The 16,754-nt window shown below is 41.0% G+C and carries 15 protein-coding genes and 2 tRNA genes; 10 read left to right on the plus strand and 7 right to left on the minus strand.

What is annotated here, in order from left to right; translation table 11 throughout:
• Positions 1 to 3: 3 nt before the first annotated feature.
• From AC570I_RS14465 to AC570I_RS14475, 3 genes are all read left to right on the plus strand, one after another.
• On the plus strand, positions 4 to 1,074 hold the full coding sequence (locus AC570I_RS14465; RefSeq protein WP_497405991.1) for a dipeptidase: 1,071 nt from the start codon (positions 4 to 6) through the stop codon (positions 1,072 to 1,074).
• Positions 1,075 to 1,086: 12 nt separating this feature from the next.
• Entirely contained in the window at positions 1,087 to 3,462 is a 2,376-nt protein-coding gene (locus AC570I_RS14470) for a glycoside hydrolase family 3 N-terminal domain-containing protein (RefSeq protein ID WP_497405992.1), read from the plus strand.
• Positions 3,463 to 3,752: 290 nt separating this feature from the next.
• Positions 3,753 to 4,304, plus strand: a complete 552-nt coding sequence (locus AC570I_RS14475; protein WP_497405993.1) for a hypothetical protein — start codon at positions 3,753 to 3,755, stop codon at positions 4,302 to 4,304.
• A gap of 54 nt (positions 4,305 to 4,358) precedes the next feature.
• On the opposite strand, the gene AC570I_RS14480 is transcribed toward AC570I_RS14475, so the two are convergent.
• From AC570I_RS14480 to AC570I_RS14490, 3 genes are all read right to left on the minus strand, one after another.
• Positions 4,359 to 4,443 (minus strand) — tRNA-Leu (locus AC570I_RS14480).
• Between the two features lie 67 nt (positions 4,444 to 4,510).
• Positions 4,511 to 4,583, minus strand: a tRNA-Gly gene (locus tag AC570I_RS14485).
• 93 nt (positions 4,584 to 4,676) lie between these two features.
• Entirely contained in the window at positions 4,677 to 5,165 is a 489-nt protein-coding gene (locus AC570I_RS14490) for a regulatory protein RecX (RefSeq protein ID WP_497405994.1), read from the minus strand.
• A 61-nt stretch (positions 5,166 to 5,226) separates the two neighbouring features.
• Between AC570I_RS14490 and AC570I_RS14495 the strand changes: the two genes are divergently transcribed.
• Together AC570I_RS14495 and AC570I_RS14500 are read left to right on the plus strand one after the other, a co-directional pair.
• On the plus strand, positions 5,227 to 7,686 hold the full coding sequence (locus AC570I_RS14495) for a bifunctional UDP-N-acetylmuramoyl-tripeptide:D-alanyl-D-alanine ligase/alanine racemase (protein WP_497405995.1): 2,460 nt from the start codon (positions 5,227 to 5,229) through the stop codon (positions 7,684 to 7,686).
• Between the two features lie 64 nt (positions 7,687 to 7,750).
• Positions 7,751 to 8,341, plus strand: coding sequence for a DUF502 domain-containing protein (locus AC570I_RS14500; RefSeq protein ID WP_497405996.1), 591 nt, complete (start codon positions 7,751 to 7,753; stop codon positions 8,339 to 8,341).
• On the opposite strand, the gene AC570I_RS14505 is transcribed toward AC570I_RS14500, so the two are convergent.
• The 3 genes from AC570I_RS14505 to AC570I_RS14515 all read right to left on the minus strand — a co-directional run bounded on the left by AC570I_RS14505 (position 8,338) and on the right by AC570I_RS14515 (position 11,223).
• On the minus strand, positions 8,338 to 8,832 hold the full coding sequence (locus tag AC570I_RS14505; protein WP_047799209.1) for a hypothetical protein: 495 nt from the start codon (positions 8,830 to 8,832) through the stop codon (positions 8,338 to 8,340). The genes AC570I_RS14500 and AC570I_RS14505 overlap by 4 nt on opposite strands.
• A gap of 156 nt (positions 8,833 to 8,988) precedes the next feature.
• Entirely contained in the window at positions 8,989 to 9,696 is a 708-nt protein-coding gene (locus AC570I_RS14510; protein ID WP_047799208.1) for an LOG family protein, read from the minus strand.
• Between the two features lie 18 nt (positions 9,697 to 9,714).
• Positions 9,715 to 11,223 (minus strand): sodium:solute symporter, encoded by a 1,509-nt coding sequence (locus tag AC570I_RS14515; RefSeq protein WP_497405997.1) that lies wholly within the window; start codon positions 11,221 to 11,223, stop codon positions 9,715 to 9,717.
• 174 nt (positions 11,224 to 11,397) lie between these two features.
• On the opposite strand from AC570I_RS14515, the gene recR reads away from it, so the two are divergent.
• The 3 genes from recR (at position 11,398) to AC570I_RS14530 (ending at position 13,854) form a co-directional block, all read left to right on the plus strand.
• Positions 11,398 to 12,015, plus strand: a complete 618-nt coding sequence (recR, locus tag AC570I_RS14520) for a recombination mediator RecR (RefSeq protein WP_497405998.1) — start codon at positions 11,398 to 11,400, stop codon at positions 12,013 to 12,015.
• Positions 12,016 to 12,068: 53 nt separating this feature from the next.
• Positions 12,069 to 12,875, plus strand: coding sequence for an SDR family oxidoreductase (locus tag AC570I_RS14525; RefSeq protein WP_047799205.1), 807 nt, complete (start codon positions 12,069 to 12,071; stop codon positions 12,873 to 12,875).
• Positions 12,876 to 13,017: 142 nt separating this feature from the next.
• Positions 13,018 to 13,854 carry an alpha/beta hydrolase gene (locus AC570I_RS14530; RefSeq protein WP_497405999.1) on the plus strand — a complete coding sequence of 279 codons (837 nt, stop codon included), beginning with the start codon at positions 13,018 to 13,020 and terminating at the stop codon, positions 13,852 to 13,854.
• On the opposite strand, the gene AC570I_RS14535 is transcribed toward AC570I_RS14530, so the two are convergent.
• Positions 13,838 to 14,788, minus strand: coding sequence for an ion channel (locus AC570I_RS14535; protein WP_497406000.1), 951 nt, complete (start codon positions 14,786 to 14,788; stop codon positions 13,838 to 13,840). The two genes, AC570I_RS14530 and AC570I_RS14535, sit on opposite strands and share 17 nt — an antisense overlap.
• Before the next feature lie 282 nt (positions 14,789 to 15,070).
• On the opposite strand from AC570I_RS14535, the gene trpD reads away from it, so the two are divergent.
• Both trpD and AC570I_RS14545 read left to right on the plus strand, forming a co-directional pair.
• Positions 15,071 to 16,057 (plus strand): anthranilate phosphoribosyltransferase, encoded by a 987-nt coding sequence (gene trpD / locus AC570I_RS14540; protein WP_047799202.1) that lies wholly within the window; start codon positions 15,071 to 15,073, stop codon positions 16,055 to 16,057.
• On the plus strand, positions 16,057 to 16,689 hold the full coding sequence (locus AC570I_RS14545) for a phosphoribosylanthranilate isomerase (RefSeq protein WP_497406001.1): 633 nt from the start codon (positions 16,057 to 16,059) through the stop codon (positions 16,687 to 16,689). Before trpD ends, AC570I_RS14545 begins: the two co-directional genes overlap by 1 nt.
• Positions 16,690 to 16,754: the final 65 nt, after the last annotated feature.

A 16,754-nucleotide genomic window follows, 5' to 3' on the forward strand; every position in this document is an offset into this window, starting at 1 on the left:
AGCATGTTTACAATAGACGCCCATTTGGATTTGAGCATGAATGCTTTGGAGTGGAACCGTGATTTAACACAGGAGGTTTCATCGATCAATAATCGGGAAGAGGGTTTAACTGATAAGCCCGACCGGGCATTGGCAACGGTGTCGCTTCCGGAGTTGCGAAAAGGAAATATTGGTTTGGTGGTAGCTACCCAGATTGCGAGATATGTGTCACCCGATAATCATCTGCCTGGCTGGCACTCGCCGGAGCAGGCCTGGGCCCAAACACAGGGTCAGTTGGCTTGGTATAAAGCCATGGAAGATGCGGGTGAAATGTTTCAGGTACATAACCTGGAGACGCTGGAGAAACACCTTTCTTTGTGGCAGAATGATCAGCCTGCAGGTGAAAAACCAGTGGGCTACATTTTGAGTCTGGAAGGTGCGGATTCTTATGTTACGCCGCAACATCTGGAACGGGCATGGGAGAATGGTCTCCGGGCAGTTGGGCCGGCGCATTATGGCCCCGGCAGGTACGCGCAGGGGACAGATACTACAGGTAAGATGACCCCATTGGGGCATGAATTGCTGAAGGAAATGGAGAGATTAAATGTTATCTTAGACGCAACGCATTTATGTGACGACAGTTTCTGGGATGCATTGGGCCGTTTTCGCGGACATATCTGGGCTTCGCACAACAACTGCCGTAGTCTGGTTAACCATAACCGGCAGTACAGCGATGAACAGATTAAAGCACTTGTTGACAGAGGTGCTGTGATTGGTGCAGCGCTTGATGCGTGGATGATGGTTCCGGATTGGCAAAGGGGACTTTCGCAACCTAGGACGATGAACTGTAATTTGGAGGTGATGATTGATCATATTGATCACATATGCCAGCTTGCAGGCAACGCATTGCACGTGGGCATAGGTTCAGACCTGGACGGCGCCTTTGGCAGAGAGCAGTGTCCTTACGACCTGGAAACCATTGCTGACTTACAGAAAGTGCCGGATTTATTTAAAAAACGAGGTTACACCGATACTGATGTCGAAAACCTGATGCATGGAAACTGGCTACGTTTCCTGAGGAAGGCCTGGGCATAATATTTAGCTGATATGAATAAAAAACTACAAATTACCCTATGCCTGAGTCTGGCATTTTCAACATTTAACATTCCGGGCTTTGCACAAACGAAAGGCACGCTTCCCTTATATAAGAATGCAAAAGCACCTGTAGAAAGCCGGATTAAGGATTTACTTTCTCGGATGACTGTTGAGGAAAAAGTGGGACAGATTTCCATGCCATTGGGCTGGCCTATGTATACCAAGAATGGTAATGAGGTTGAAGTAAGTGAGGCCTTTAAAAAATCGTTAAAGGAATCGTATACGGGAATGTTGTGGGCAACACTGCGTGCGGATCCCTGGACTAAAAAGACCCTGGCAAATGGATTAAATCCTGAACTTGCAGCAAAAGCAACGAATGCCATCCAGAAATATGCGATTGAAAATACGCGTTTGGGTATCCCTGTACTACTTTCTGAGGAGGCTACTCATGGTCATATGGCGATTGGTACAACCGTTTTTCCAACTTCAATAGGGCAGAGCAGTACATTTGATCCTGAGTTAATTGAGAAAATGGCTGAGGCAATTGCTGAAGAAACACGGGTGCAAGGCGGACATATTGGTTATGGCCCGGTGCTGGATTTGGCTCGCGAACCGCGGTGGTCTAGGGTGGAAGAAACCTACGGTGAAGACCATGTACTGATCAGCCGGATGGGTGAGGGTATGGTCCGTGGATTACAGGGGAAGTCGATTAATAGCGGTGTGAATGTAGTGGCGACCTTAAAACACCTGGCTGCTTATGGTGCTCCGGAGGGTGGGCATAATGGAAGCAGCATCAACCTTGGCTTGCGGACGTTACATCAGTTTTATTTACCCCAGTTTAAGGCTGCTGTAAAAGCGGGCGTACTATCGGTAATGACCTCTTATAATTCTATTGACGGTATTCCGTGTTCTTCTAATGAGATGCTGATGAAAGATGTTTTACGTCAGGATTGGGGCTTTAAAGGTTTTGTAGTTTCGGACTTAAACAGCATTTCAGGGCTAAAAGCCAACCATCATGTTGCGGCAACCGATGCCGATGCGGCTTCATTGGCCATTAATGCGGGGTTGGATGCTGATTTAAGCGGGATAGGTTATGGAAAATCCCTGCTGGATGCCATTAAACAGGGTAAAGTTTCTGGTCAGGTACTGGATACTGCCGTGAGCAGGGTGCTGCGGATTAAGTTTAGGATGGGTTTATTTGAAAATCCTTATGTTGATCCGCAGGTGGCCAAACAAAAGGTACGGGATGCTGAGAAAATCAGGATTGCCCGCGAGGTTGCGCGTGAATCGGTAATTCTATTAAAGAACCAGAATCAACTGCTGCCGCTAAGTAAAAAATTAAAAAGCATTGCGGTGATAGGTCCTAATGCCGACAATGTGTATAACCAGTTAGGCGACTATACCGCGCCGCAGGAAGAGGGTAATGTGGTTACCGTTTTGCAGGGTATTAAAAATAAGCTGGGTGAGACAACCAAAATCAACTATGTAAAAGGTTGTGGCATCCGTGATACGCTTTCGAGTAATATCGATGACGCGGTATCGGCAGCGAAGAAATCTGATGCGGTGGTGATTGTATTGGGTGGTTCGAGCGCGCGGGATTTTAAAACGGAATACATTGAAACCGGCGCTGCGAAAGTGGATGCAAAAGCACAAACGGTTAGTGATATGGAAAGCGGTGAAGGTTATGACCGTGCAACACTTGATTTAATGGGCGACCAGATGAAGTTGCTGAAAGCAGTTATGAAAACAGGGAAACCTGTTGTGCTGGTATTGATTAAAGGCAGGCCTTTAAACTTAAACTGGGCTGCTGAACATGTCCCTTCGATACTTGATGCCTGGTATCCGGGGCAAGAAGGTGGTAATGCCATTGCTGATGTCCTTTTCGGCGATTACAATCCTGCAGGAAGGTTAACGATTTCGGTACCTAAATCTGTTGGACAGCTACCGGTTTATTATAATGCGCGCTATCCTGAGAAACATGATTACATTGAAATGGATGCCAAACCCTTATATTCTTTTGGATTTGGTTTGAGCTATACCACTTTTGGCTACCAAAATCTTCAGATGGTTGCGAATAAGGGACAAAAAGCGGTGAGTGTTAAAATTGATGTAAAAAATACCGGATCTGTTGATGGCGAGGAGGTGGTACAGCTTTATCTACAGCATAAAAAATCGTCGGTTGTATTGCCTGGTAAACAACTGATAAAGTTTAAAAGAGTTGCTTTGAAGGCAGGGGAACAAAAGACGCTGAGTTTTATTTTGAATGAATCGGATCTTGAAATTTATAATCAAAAAATGCAATGGGTGGTAGAACCGGGTGCTTATCATTTAATGGTAGGTGGTTCGTCAGATGAAATTAAACTGGATGGCGACTTTGTGATTCAGTAGGCCATTTGGCGACGGTTCATTTGATCTTAATCCAGGGGGCGTAGCAAAAAAATAGGGCGATCAACCATTACAGCTGACCGCCCTTAAATTAACGCTCTCGGAACAAAGGTACAATTAATTTTGAATTATGCAAAAATATTAAATTTTGTATGATTAGTATTACTTTTAAATGAGAAGTAGCCGATGTGCCGATTTTTCTTTCTGCTCAGATTTCGCCTCAGAAACGTGATTTCGGCTTAATCTTTGTGAAGGGTATGACTTAATGTTTAAACCTATTTTATATCCAGAAGATGAACAAATTTCAAGCCCTATCCTGTAAAACATTCTCTTATTTTCTCATTTTAGCTGTGCTTTTCTTTTCTGCATGTTCAGAGACGCCGGAAAGATTTTTTGATATTGCCATATTGAACACGAATATGATCAATGATTTTGCCAGTCCGGATCTTGCAAGGCACATTAATGACGAAACCAAAGAATTCCCTGACATCCCATCGAGTAAAAAGAAGGGCAATGAAGCCGTTACCAACATCACCAATAAGATTTTATATCTGGAGCAGTCGCTCGACAAAGTGAAGAAGCTATCTGTTTCCGGCGATGAAGAACAGGAAATCAAAGCGCAGTCCACATCATTGTACGAACTGGTTATCCCGGTCTATAAAAATGAGTACATGGCTTATGCGAAACTTTGTGATGCTAAAGGCAGCCAATCGGCTAAAGAAGTATTGATCAAAGATATTGATCAGAAGTATGGAATGCGTTTTGAGCAAAATTATAATCGTTTGATGGAGAAGGGCAAAGCATATGCGCAGGAACATGGTATTCAGGTGAACTGGGGCCAGTAGGGTATAAAAAAATCCCTTACAGACATGTAAGGGATTTAAATTCGATTTTTGATGTACTCAGAGCGGGAATCGAACCCGCACGCCTGTTAAGGGCACAGGATTTTAAGTCCTGCGTGTCTACCAGTTCCACCATCTGAGCATTTGGTTGATTCCGAAACCGGAAGCCAAATTTAAAAATAAATGCCTCCTGGTAGGAAGGCATTTAGAGCGAAAGACGAGATTCGAACTCGCGACCCCGACCTTGGCAAGGTCGTGCTCTACCAACTGAGCTACTTTCGCATGAACAAAACCGATATGCTGTTTCGTTTTGGTGATGCAAATATAGAGAGATTTATATTTCTGTCAAGGGATTTTTTATTAAAAATTTAATATTTAATTTAAATTGCTGGCTTTCAGGGCAACAAAAATTAAATCATTTTCAAATCCTCTTCCCTGAAGATAGCTGATGAGTTTCATTTTTCTTTTCAAAGGGTTTGATTCTTTTATGGAAGCCGCTTTTTTCTCAGCCAAAAGCGTTAAGGTTTCCAGGTAATCTTCATCACTCATACTATATAAAGCTTTCTGAAGAATCCGGTCGGGAACACCTTTAAGCTTTAGACCCTGTTTTATTTTAACCCGTCCCCACTTTTTAATACGGAATTTTCCTGAAGCATATTGTAGCGCAAAGCGTTCCTCATTTAAGTAGTTATTGGTAATCAGGTCGGAAAGAATCTCTTCCAGCTCATCGCCGCGCATTCCCCACTCTACCAGTTTATACCTGACTTCTTTTTGAGACCGTTCCTGATATACACAAAAACTTTCAGCCTTGGCTGATGCCTGTTTTTTATCTAATATTGCTGTCTCTTCTTTACCGCTTTTCATAATTATTTACTGAAATTCGTAAAAATAAAAACCTTTAGCATATTTTTCTTAATATAATCACATGCCGGACCCAATATATACCCTCTCAACCGTAGCCGAAATTTTAAATGCAAATGCGCACCTGGTTGATCCAGAAGCAGTTGTTCAATACCTGGTTATTGATAGCCGTTCGATATTCATGCCTGAGCACACTTTGTTTTTCGCCTTGGCTTCGCACCGGAACGGACATGAGTTTATATCGGATGCATATAGTAAGAACATTAGAAATTTCGTGATCAGTGATGTAGCCTATGTTAGGGAGTATGTTGATTGCAACTTTATTGTTGTTGAAAATGTGTTACTGGCTCTTCAAAAACTGGCCATTGCCCACCGGAATTTTTTTAAACTCGATACTATTGGTATCACTGGGAGCAACGGTAAAACAATTGTTAAGGAGTGGCTCTATCAGCTGTTGGCTGCCGATTATAATATTGTAAGGAGTCCGAAGAGCTATAATTCTCAAATCGGTGTACCATTATCGGTTTGGCAGATTGATACTGATCATACACTTGGAATTTTTGAAGCAGGCATATCTGCCCTTAATGAAATGGAGTTGCTGGCCGATATCATTCAGCCAAAAATTGGCATTTTAACCAATATCGGCGAGGCACATGCGGAAGGCTTTGCTTCAAAGAAACAAAAGTTAAAAGAGAAATTGAAGCTGTTTGAAAACAGTGATCTCTTTATTTATTCGCCTGATTATGTAAATGAGGTGAACTTTAAGGCGCTGCCCGGCAAACGAAAGTTTAGCTGGAGCACTAAGGCTGAAGCCGATCTTCGTATCATTGCGGTTGAACCTATTGAAAGTAACTGTTACCTGAGGGCTATATTTGAGGATAGGGAGATTGAGTGTATGCTTCCCTTTAAAGATAAGGCTTCAATAGAGAATGGCATGATCTGCTGGGCTACTTTATTAGCTATGGGTTATAGCGCACAGCAGGCAGATTCGCGTTTGGAAAAGCTGAGTCATGTAAGTATGCGGCTGGAACTCAAAAACGGTATTAACCAATGTTCGATCATCGATGATTCTTATAGTGCTGACATTTCTTCGCTGGCCATAGCGCTCGACTTTCTCAATCAGCAGAATCAGCATGCGAAGAAAACTGTTATTCTTTCTGACTTATTTGAAACGGGCAGAGAGGATGAGGATTTGTATGGTGAAATTGCCGGTTTACTGGCACAGAAAAATGTGAATCGGCTGATAGGTATCGGAACGCAGATTACGCAGTTTTCGACACTTTTTGAAATGGAGACACAGTTTTTTGAGAATACTTCAGCATTTATAGAGGCGTTTCCGGGTTTAGTATTTAATCACGAAACGGTTTTGGTTAAAGGAGCCCGCCGTTTTGAATTTGGGCGGATCAGTAAATTGCTAACGCAAAAAATCCACGACACGGTTTTAGAGATTGATTTAAATGCCATGGTTGGCAATCTGCAGTTTTATCGTTCTAAATTAAAATCAGGAGTAAAAATTATGGCGATGGTTAAGGCCTTCTCTTATGGAAGCGGAAGTTTTGAGATTGCCAATTTGCTACAATTTCACAAGGTGGATTATCTGGCCGTGGCCTATGCAGATGAAGGGATAGCACTGAGAAAAGCCGGGATTAGCTTACCTATTATGGTAATGAGTCCTGAGGAATCAGCGTTTGAAGCGATAGTCAAATACAATCTGGAGCCTGAAATCTACAGCATCGGGATACTGAACAGCTTCCTTAATGCACTATCTGATTATGACTTTGATTATCCGGTACACATCAAAATTGATAGCGGTATGCATAGATTGGGCTTTGACGAGCGTGAAATTGATCAGCTCCTGATCTCAATTAAAGATTCTCAGCGGATAAAGGTAAAGAGTATCTTCTCTCACCTGGTAGCAAGTGCAGAAGCGGAGCATGATGGTTTTACGCAACTGCAGATTGATCGTTTTGGAGTTACTGCTGCAAAACTTATTGATAGTTTGGGCTACAGGCCTTTGCTGCATATTTCGAATACCTCGGGTATTAGTCGCTGGCCCGATGCACAACTGGATATGGTTCGTTTGGGAATAGGTTTGTATGGTTTCGATTCAGGTATTTTAGCGAATAAAGGCTTGCAAACCACTATGGTGCTTAAAACTACGGTGACCCAGGTAAAGGAACTTGCTGCCGGAGAAACAGTTGGGTATAGCAGGAGAGGGGTAATGCCGGACGGGGGGAAAATTGCTACGGTTAAAATTGGGTATGCTGATGGTTACACTCGTGCTTTTGGAAATGGGATAGGAAAAATGTTAATTAACGGTCAGCTGGTACCTACTATTGGTTCGATTTGTATGGATATGACTATGCTTGATGTAACCGGTATTGATGTAAAGCCTGGCGATGAGGCGATTGTCTTCGATCATGAGCACAATATCATGACGCTTGCTGAGGAAATTAATACCATCCCTTATGAAATACTGACCAGTATTTCCCAGCGTGTGAAGCGGGTTTACTTTTATGAATAGCTGCTTGTTCTGATGAACAATAAACCAATGCAATTTCTAAAGAATTTTTGAATAAGTTTGCAGCATGAATAAGATCGGGAAAGCTATTTTAAACTATATCATAAAAGGTTTATTAATTGTCGTACCCATTGCTGTGAGTATTTTTATAGTGGTGTGGGCAGTGACAACTGTAGATAGCTGGCTGAATGTGAATAATATTCTGGGGGTGAATCCTAAAACTGGAGAAAGCCGCAATATTCCTGGTTTAGGTTTACTTACTGTTTTGGCCATTATTTTAATGGCTGGTATTTTTGTAACGAATCTGGTTACTGAGCCGATGTACAACTGGTTTCAACGGATGATGCAACGAATGCCGCTGTTTAATTTTATTTATTCTTCCATAAAAGATTTAACTGAAGCGTTTGTTGGTGACGAAAAGAAGTTCAACCATCCGGTTTTGGTTGAAGTAGAAGGCGGGTTGAAGAAAATCGGATTTCTAACACAGCCACATCTCGAAAAACTGGATTTGCCCGATGAGGTAGCTGTTTATTTTCCGCTGTCATATTCTTTTGCCGGCCAGCTTTGTATTGTTAAAAAGGAGCGGGTTAAAGATTTAAATATGAGTGCTGCTGATGCGATGAAACTGGTGGTGAGCGGCGGTGTAAGCGGACTTTAAAAAATATTCCGTCCACTAAACAGGAGGATCGTGATGATGAGAAAAGCAAGTAAAATCCTGGTGTAGTATTCACGGATAAATAAGCCGGTTAAAACCAGCAAGTCATCATCGATATTGCTATGAATTAAACCGCTTCCTGACGATGAGTTGTAGATAATCTGTTTATCTGTATGGTTGTTCAATGACCACCTGCTTAACCAACTGTTTTGAAAACCCCAGTCAAATACTTCGCCGGAGGGGAACTGTACTTTGGCTTTAAAATTTAACCAGTCATAGCGGATAGTCGCGATGATCTCGTTCTGGTTGTTTAGAATCTGTGTTTCAGGATTTGAATAACCCTGGCTTCTCAAAAGATAAATTTCCTTTTGTGTAGTGGCAAATGCTGAATTTTTTAGCGAGTTAAAGTTGATTGAAAATTTAGGCGTAGCATGATCAAACACCTGATAATGGCTGTCGAATAAACCTTTTCTCCAATTTAATATTTGCTCCATCAACTTACCGTGCCTTTATTGTTAAGACTGCGGAATAAACGAATCGTTACAGAAATTGTTTGTTAAATAAAAAAGCCCCCATAAAGTGTCTGACTTTGTGGGAGCTTTATATCGATTAGCCTTTTACATCAGGAACATTCCAGTTTATTTTCCTGATTAGAAGTTAGGTTTAAGGACATATTTGTCGTAGAACCTGAAAATATGTTCGGCAGCTTCTTCAGCTGTGTCTACTAAACGGAAGAGGTTTAAATCTTCTTCGTGTATGTTATGTTCTTTCTCGAGCATGGTATTTTTAATCCAGTCGATTAATCCGCTCCAATAATCTTTTCCAAGCAATACGATTGGAAAGCGGGCAATTTTACCGGTCTGAATTAAAGTTAAGGCTTCAAAGAGTTCATCCATAGTACCAAATCCACCCGGAAGAACCACAAAGCCCTGGCTGTATTTCATGAACATTACCTTGCGGACAAAGAAGTAATCAAATTCCAATAGTTTATTGTGATCGATATATTTGTTATGGAACTGCTCGAAAGGAAGTTCTATATTCAGACCCACTGACTTGCCACCATTGGTATGTGCACCCTTATTTCCGGCTTCCATAATTCCCGGGCCACCTCCGGTAATCACCCCATATCCACGATCGGTTAATAACTTACCGCACTGTTCCGCCAGTTGATAATACCTGTTTGTTTGCGCGGTCCGTGCAGAACCATATATCGTAACACAGGGGCCTATCTTGGCCAATTTCTCGAATCCATCTACAAATTCGGCCATGATTTTAAAAATCTGCCATGAATCTGTTACTTTAATTTCCTGCCAATCCTTATTTTCAAAAGCACTTCTTATTTTTTCTTCACTCGTCATAAATTCTGTATTCTAATATTAAAATCTGGTTTGCGCGTCTGTTTTTTTACTGATGAAAAGCAAACCAATAAATGTGATTAAACCGTTGATTAAGATCAGTTCAACACTGAAAACGTAGCCACCAAATAACTCTTTGGAGTAGCTTGAAAGCAAGTAACATAAAAAAGGCGATAATACGCAAACAATTGGTACTATTTTATCGTGCAAACCTCTGTTTTTTACGAAGAGTCCGAAGCTGTATAAGCCCAAAAGTGGCCCGTAGGTATAGGAAGCGATGGTGAAAATTAAACTAACTACCGACGAACTGTTTACGGCATTGATTACTATTATCACCAGAAACATGAGTACCGAGAAAGCAACGTGTACAGTATGACGTTTCTTCACCGCGTCTTTCGCATTGATGTTATCTTTTTTCGCCATTCCCAGGAAGTCGACACAAAATGACGTTGTTAATGCGGTAAGGGCCGAGTCTGTTGTGGCAAAGGTAGCGGCCGTTAAACCCAGCATAAATATAATGGCGGGTATCGCCCCGAGGTTGTTCAGGGCTATCTCCGGAAATAATAAATCTGTTCTGGGCTTCCCGGTGATGTGATCAAGGGGAATATCTATTCCGTTTTTAGCAGCGAAAATATACAGTAGTGCACCAACGCTCAGGAAGAAGACATTTAAAATTACGAATACACCCGTAAAGGTGAACATGTTCTTTTGTGCTTCTTTGATGGTTCCCATGCTCAGGTTTTTCTGCATTAAATCCTGATCCAAGCCTGTCATGGCGATAGTAACGAAAATGCCACCTATAAACTGTTTACCAAAATAAAACTTGTTGGTCAGGAAATCTTCCAGAAAAAATATTTTTGAATAGCTGCTGTTTTTTACCGTTTCAAATGCCTGTGGGATATTGAAATCAAGGCTATTGCAAATGAAATAGATGGTTAAGAAAACTGATAAAACCAGGAAAAATGTTTGCAGGGTATCGGTGATGATAATGGTTTTTAATCCGCCCTTAAAGGTGTATGACCAGATGAGCGCCAGGGAAATCAGCACTGTTAACCAAAATGGAACATGATAATTGTCGAAGATGAAGCGCTGGAGCACGATTACTACCAGATACAATCTGGTAGCAGAACCAAGCGTACGGCTTAACAGGAAGATGGATGCTGCGGTTTTGTAACTGTAATGGCCTAATCGCTGCTCTATATAACTGTAAATGGAGGTTAAATTCATTCTGTAATACAGCGGCAATAACACTGTACAGATGATGATAAAGCCAACGGCATTCCCCAGTACGAATTGAAAATATTGAAACTGATTGCCTGCGGGGGCACCCACTTCACCGGGAACGGAGATAAAAGTTACCCCTGAAAGCGCAGTTCCAATCATTCCAAATGCAACCAGATACCATTTTGAGTTTCTGTTGGCAACGAAAAATGAATTGTTATCCGAAGAATCTTTAGAGGTGACAAAGGAGATGATAATGAGCAGTAGAAAGTAACCGATCAGGAAGCATAACAGTATGGTTGGCGACATAGATTTGTTTTAAGAAGATAAATGTATGAAATTACTAATTAAATCAATAGTTAGATAGTTCATTAATTCAATTGCTCATTAGCAATTTGTTCAATATTTCATTGAGCATTTAGCCGGCAAACTAATGCCTGTTCGATCAATGAACTAATAAACATTTTTACATATTTTTGCGCTATGAATTTTTCATCCAAACTGCTTGAAGATGCAGTAAACGAATTCTCGAAATTACCTGGTGTGGGACAGAAGACGGCGTTGAGGTTAGTTTTACATCTTTTAAATAAGGAACAGGAGGAGGTGAACCAGTTTGGAAATACGCTGATTAAGTTAAAGCAGCAGATTAAAAATTGCAGCATTTGCTACAATATCTCAGATCACACGATTTGCGAGATTTGCACTTCACATAAGCGGGATAAGGAAACCATTTGTGTGGTTGAAGATACGCGCGATGTAATGGCTATTGAAAATACCGGGCAATATTTTGGGGTGTACCATGTTTTGGGCGGGTTAATCTCTCCGATGGATGGCGTTGGTCCTGCTGATTTGTACATTGATTCGCTCGTTCAACGTGTTGGAACCGGTGATGTTAAAGAAGTAATCCTGGCCTTGAGCCCTAATATGGAAGGTGATACTACCTTGTTTTACCTGTATAAAAGATTGAAGGAATTTAATATTCCGATTACCACCATCGCCAGAGGAATTGCCTTTGGCGGAGAATTGGAATATACCGATGAAATTACCCTTGGACGTTCGATTGTTACCCGTGTGCCTTATGAAAATGCGATGATGAAGTAGTGTTGAAGATCAGGGGTAAATGCAGCAAGTAAAAACTAAACAACAACCATTTAATGAAAGATAAAGTTATCATCATCACCGGTGCATCAAGCGGAATTGGAAAAGCTTGTGCCGAGGAATTTGCTAAACGTGGCGCAAATCTTGTTTTGGCTGCCCGTCAATATGTTACGTTATGTGAAATTACCGCTGATCTGGAAAAACGATACGGTATAAGGGCTGTTGCTGTTCAGGCAGACGTAAGCAAAGAGGAGGATTGCGAACTGATCATCAAACAAGCACTTGTTTCATTTCAAAAAATAGATATTCTCGTTAATAACGCAGGATTATCTATGCGTGCTTTGTTTAACGATCTGGATTTATCAGTACTAAAGAATTTAATGGATGTTAATTTCTGGGGCACGGTTTATTGTACAAAATATGCTTTACCGGAGATATTGAAAGCAAAGGGTACTGTTGTGGGCGTTTCATCAATTGCCGGTTTCAGGGGATTGCCAGGACGTACGGGTTATTCTGCATCAAAATTTGCAATGAATGGCTTTCTTGAGTCCCTGAGGACAGAACTTTTGAAAACCGGTGTGAACGTATTAGTAGCCTGTCCGGGATTTACGGCCTCGAATATCCGCGTTACAGCTTTATCAAAAGATGGCGCTGCGCACGGAGAAACTAGCATGGACGAAGGAAAAATGATGACATCTGAAGAGGTTGCAGGTATTATAGCAGATGGTGTTGAAAAACGCAAACGCACTTTGGTGATGACAGGTCAGGGTAAGCTAGCCGTTTGGATGAACAAGCTGTTTCCTGCTTTTGTAGACAAAAAGGTTTTTGATTTATTTTCAAAGGAGAAAAACCCATTGATCTAGATTAAAGTTGAAGTGTTAGATGTGGGTTTTGGGCGTCTAGCCAAAAATGATTCCTGTATTTTAAAAGTTGGGGCAACCTGATTATTGCAATCCGTTTGCCGAACTTTTTCGTTTGTTAAGTGTTGACTGAAAAAAAATCAATATGCTTCAAAAACTAGTTTTAGTAATGCTCTTATTCCAAACCATTATATCCTCAGCACAAGTAAAAGCAGTTAAAAATATCAATTACGCGGGCACTACTGCCGAGAAAAATACGCTCAACATCTTCTATAAAAACGACAGCGTAGCGGATAAGCCTGTTTTGATTTTTATACATGGCGGTTCATGGAGTAGCGGAAAAAAAGAGACTTACTGGTGGCTGGGGCGTAATTTTGCCAGAAAAGGAATTGTCACAGTGATCATTAATTATCCTCTGGCTCCAGATGCTCAATATGGTAAAATGGCCGATGATTGTGCTTTAGCTGTAAAGTGGGTAAAGGAGAACATTTCCGGATATCAGGCCAGTGCAAATATGCTTTTTGTAATGGGTCATTCTGCAGGCGCGCATTTAGCAGAACTCATCAACAGTGATCCGAAATATTTTCAGCATGCCGGGATCAAAAACCCAATTAAAGGAGTGATTTTAAATGACCCTTTTGGTTTGGATATTCACGAATATTTGACTGAAGCTGAAAAGGATGACTATTATTACGATTTCTTAAGAACTTTTACCAACCAGCCAGCGGTTTGGAAAACAGCGTCTCCACTGGAATATGTTAGTCACATCAAAAATCCACATTTGCTTTTTTATGGCAGTAAAACCTACGGTGCAATTAAGCTGCAAACCCCGAGGCTGTATGAAAAATTAAAAGCGAATAAGGTTCCTGTGGAAATCAGGGAAATTAAAGGTAAAAGTCATGTGCCTATGATTAGTCAGATGATATTTGGTGGGAACGATTTGTACAAAGACATTGTAACGTTTATCAATCATCAATCCTAAGCTGTTCGGTACTGTCTAATAAGCTGTAGTCCATTACTGTTTTCCCCTCTTCATTATGGTAATGCATAATTCTAAATTTCGCGTTCCATTCTATGTCTTCATCCTGATAGCTTGTCCGGGTATGTATTGTTTGTGCAAAGGTATCATCGAACGCCCTTAAAATCACAAAGATCTCCACCTCCGCAATTTTGAGTTCGTCTAAACTTTTTTCAAAAACCGGACTGTCTTCATTAACCGGATGCACTAATGTCCAGTTCAGGGAGAGTACGCTGATTTTGCTACGCTCCAGTTCCAACGGATAAAAACTCCTTTTGAGTTTTCCATCAACAGTCTCATTATAGGTCATGAACATTTGTGCTTCTACATCAATCAGGGCATTTTTCCTGAGATTAGCCAAACGGCACATGAGTCCGGTTTTACCTTGGTATGGTGCAACAACCATTTTCTTGCTGAAGATGACTTTTGATGTCGGTCGGCTGAACCGTCCATACAGTAAGCCTGTAGCCAATGCAAAGGCCAGCAAACCGAGCATGCTTTCAAACGCCGCTAAAATACTGGTAATAAAACCCTGAGGTGAGATGTGTCCGTAACCCACTGTGGAAATGGTTTGTGCAGAGAAGAAGAATGCATCGAAAAACTGGTCGCGCAATGTTGTACCCTTGGCGCCATCTAAGTTTTCGATGCCTACAACATTATAGGCAAAGGCAAAAAAGGTATTTACTATGAGGTAAGTAACCAGAATAACCAGGAAAAATCTTGACCAGCTCATGGTGACCAGGCGCGTATAAGTATCATCAAATTTAAACCATGGTAAACCTGTACGCTCGATATTCGGCGTTCCATCGGTATTTAGCACGCGTTGATTTTTAATAACCGGACTTGAGCCGAAACCCAGATCATCATTGAACTGTACTTTTCTCTTGAAAAAAGCCATATATTTTTAGAAAGATTTTGGAATTATAAAAAAGTATGTCAATATTTGCTTTATACAAACATGATAATTAAAAACTTAAATAACAATTGGTGGTGGCATAACGAAATTCGTTAGGCACATTCTATTGTTATATATTTCAAAATATTTTACAAAAAACGAAAAGGATTGCCCAAAAAGCAATCCTTTTTTTATGCGATTTTTTTACAGGCCTAGGGTTCTGCAATCAAGGAATAAATTAATAAACGGTTTGAGAAATACGAACCAGCGCTTGAAAACATTAATATGAAAAGAATATTAAACCATTTATTTGAAAATAAGAGTTTCAGCAGAGAAGAGGCAAAGAATATCCTGATCTCGATTACACAGGGTGAATTTAATTCTTCACAGATTGCCGCGTTTATTACTGCCTATGCCATGCGTAACATTACCGTTGATGAGCTACAGGGTTTTCGGGATGCGATGCTCGATTTAGGGATCAAAGCTGACTTTTCTGATTATGAACTCATTGATTTATGTGGTACAGGTGGCGATGGAAAAGATACCTTCAATATTTCCACCCTGTCTTCTTTTGTGGTTGCAGGTGCAGGTCACAAGGTGGCTAAGCATGGTAATTATGGTGTATCATCGGGTTGTGGTTCGTCAAATGTGATGGAATATCTGGGCTATAATTTTACTAACGACCAGGATACGCTGAAAAGGAACCTGGATGCGGCAGGCATTTGTTTTCTGCATGCTCCTTTATTTAACCCGGCGATGAAAATTGTAGCCCCTATCCGTAAGGAATTAGGTGTAAAAACCTTTTTTAATATGCTTGGACCAATGGTTAATCCTTCACAGCCCAAATATCAGATGGTTGGGGTTTTTAGCCTGGAACTGGCTAGGTTATATGCCTATTTGTATCAGGATACCACGAAAAACTATACCATTGTACATGCACTGGAAGGCTACGATGAAGTTTCGCTTACCTGTGATGTAAAAACGTTTACGAATAAGGGGGAACAGATTTTAACGCTTAATGATATGGGTTTTGAAAAAGTTCCGGTAAATGCGATTAAAGGAGGAGATACCGTTGAATCATCAGCCAGAATATTCATGGATGTTTTAAACGGAACAGCAACGGATGTTCAGAACAATGTGGTTTTATGCAACTCGGCACTGGCCATCAGAACCATTAAGCCGACATGCTCTTTCGCCGATTGTTATTATGAAGCGGAAGAATCGTTAGCCAGCAAAAAAGCCCTGGAGAGTTTCAAAAAGCTGGTAGCGTAATGAAAGAAGTTAAGTTAAAGGTTTGTGGAATGACACTGGCCGCAAATATTGCCGCAGTAGCCAGTTTGCATCCGGATTACATGGGTTTTATTTTTTATGATCAGTCGCCAAGGATGATTACCGATGTTTCTGCTGAACTGATTAAATATATCCCTGCCGAAATTAAGAGTGTTGGTGTTTTTGTTAATGAGGAACTGGCGGTGGTGAAAAAGAAGGTTCAGGATTATCAATTAAAGGCAGTCCAGTTGCATGGTCAGGAAACTGTGGAGTACTGCGAAGACTTAAAAAACAGTTTTAACCAACTGGAGGTGATCAAAGCATTTGGAGTGGATGAGCACTTCGACTTTAGGGTTTTAAACGGTTATCAGAAAGTAACAGATTATTTTCTGTTCGATACTAAAACCAAAGCGTACGGCGGATCTGGTAAAACTTTTGACTGGAAGATTCTGGAGCACTACACCCTTGATCAACCTTACTTTTTAAGTGGAGGAATTGACCTGGAACATGCGGCGGCAATAGCTAAAATAGAAGATGTACGATTATATGCCCTTGATATTAATAGCCGGTTTGAAGTGGAGCCGGGCATCAAGAATGCCGGTAAAATAAAAGAATTTATAACAGCAGTAAAATAAGCAAGTTTATACTGATTCGCGACTATCAGAGAGCATTTAAAATAACTGTTCACATTAAATCTTCG

The organism is Pedobacter sp. A2324, from assembly GCF_059693705.1.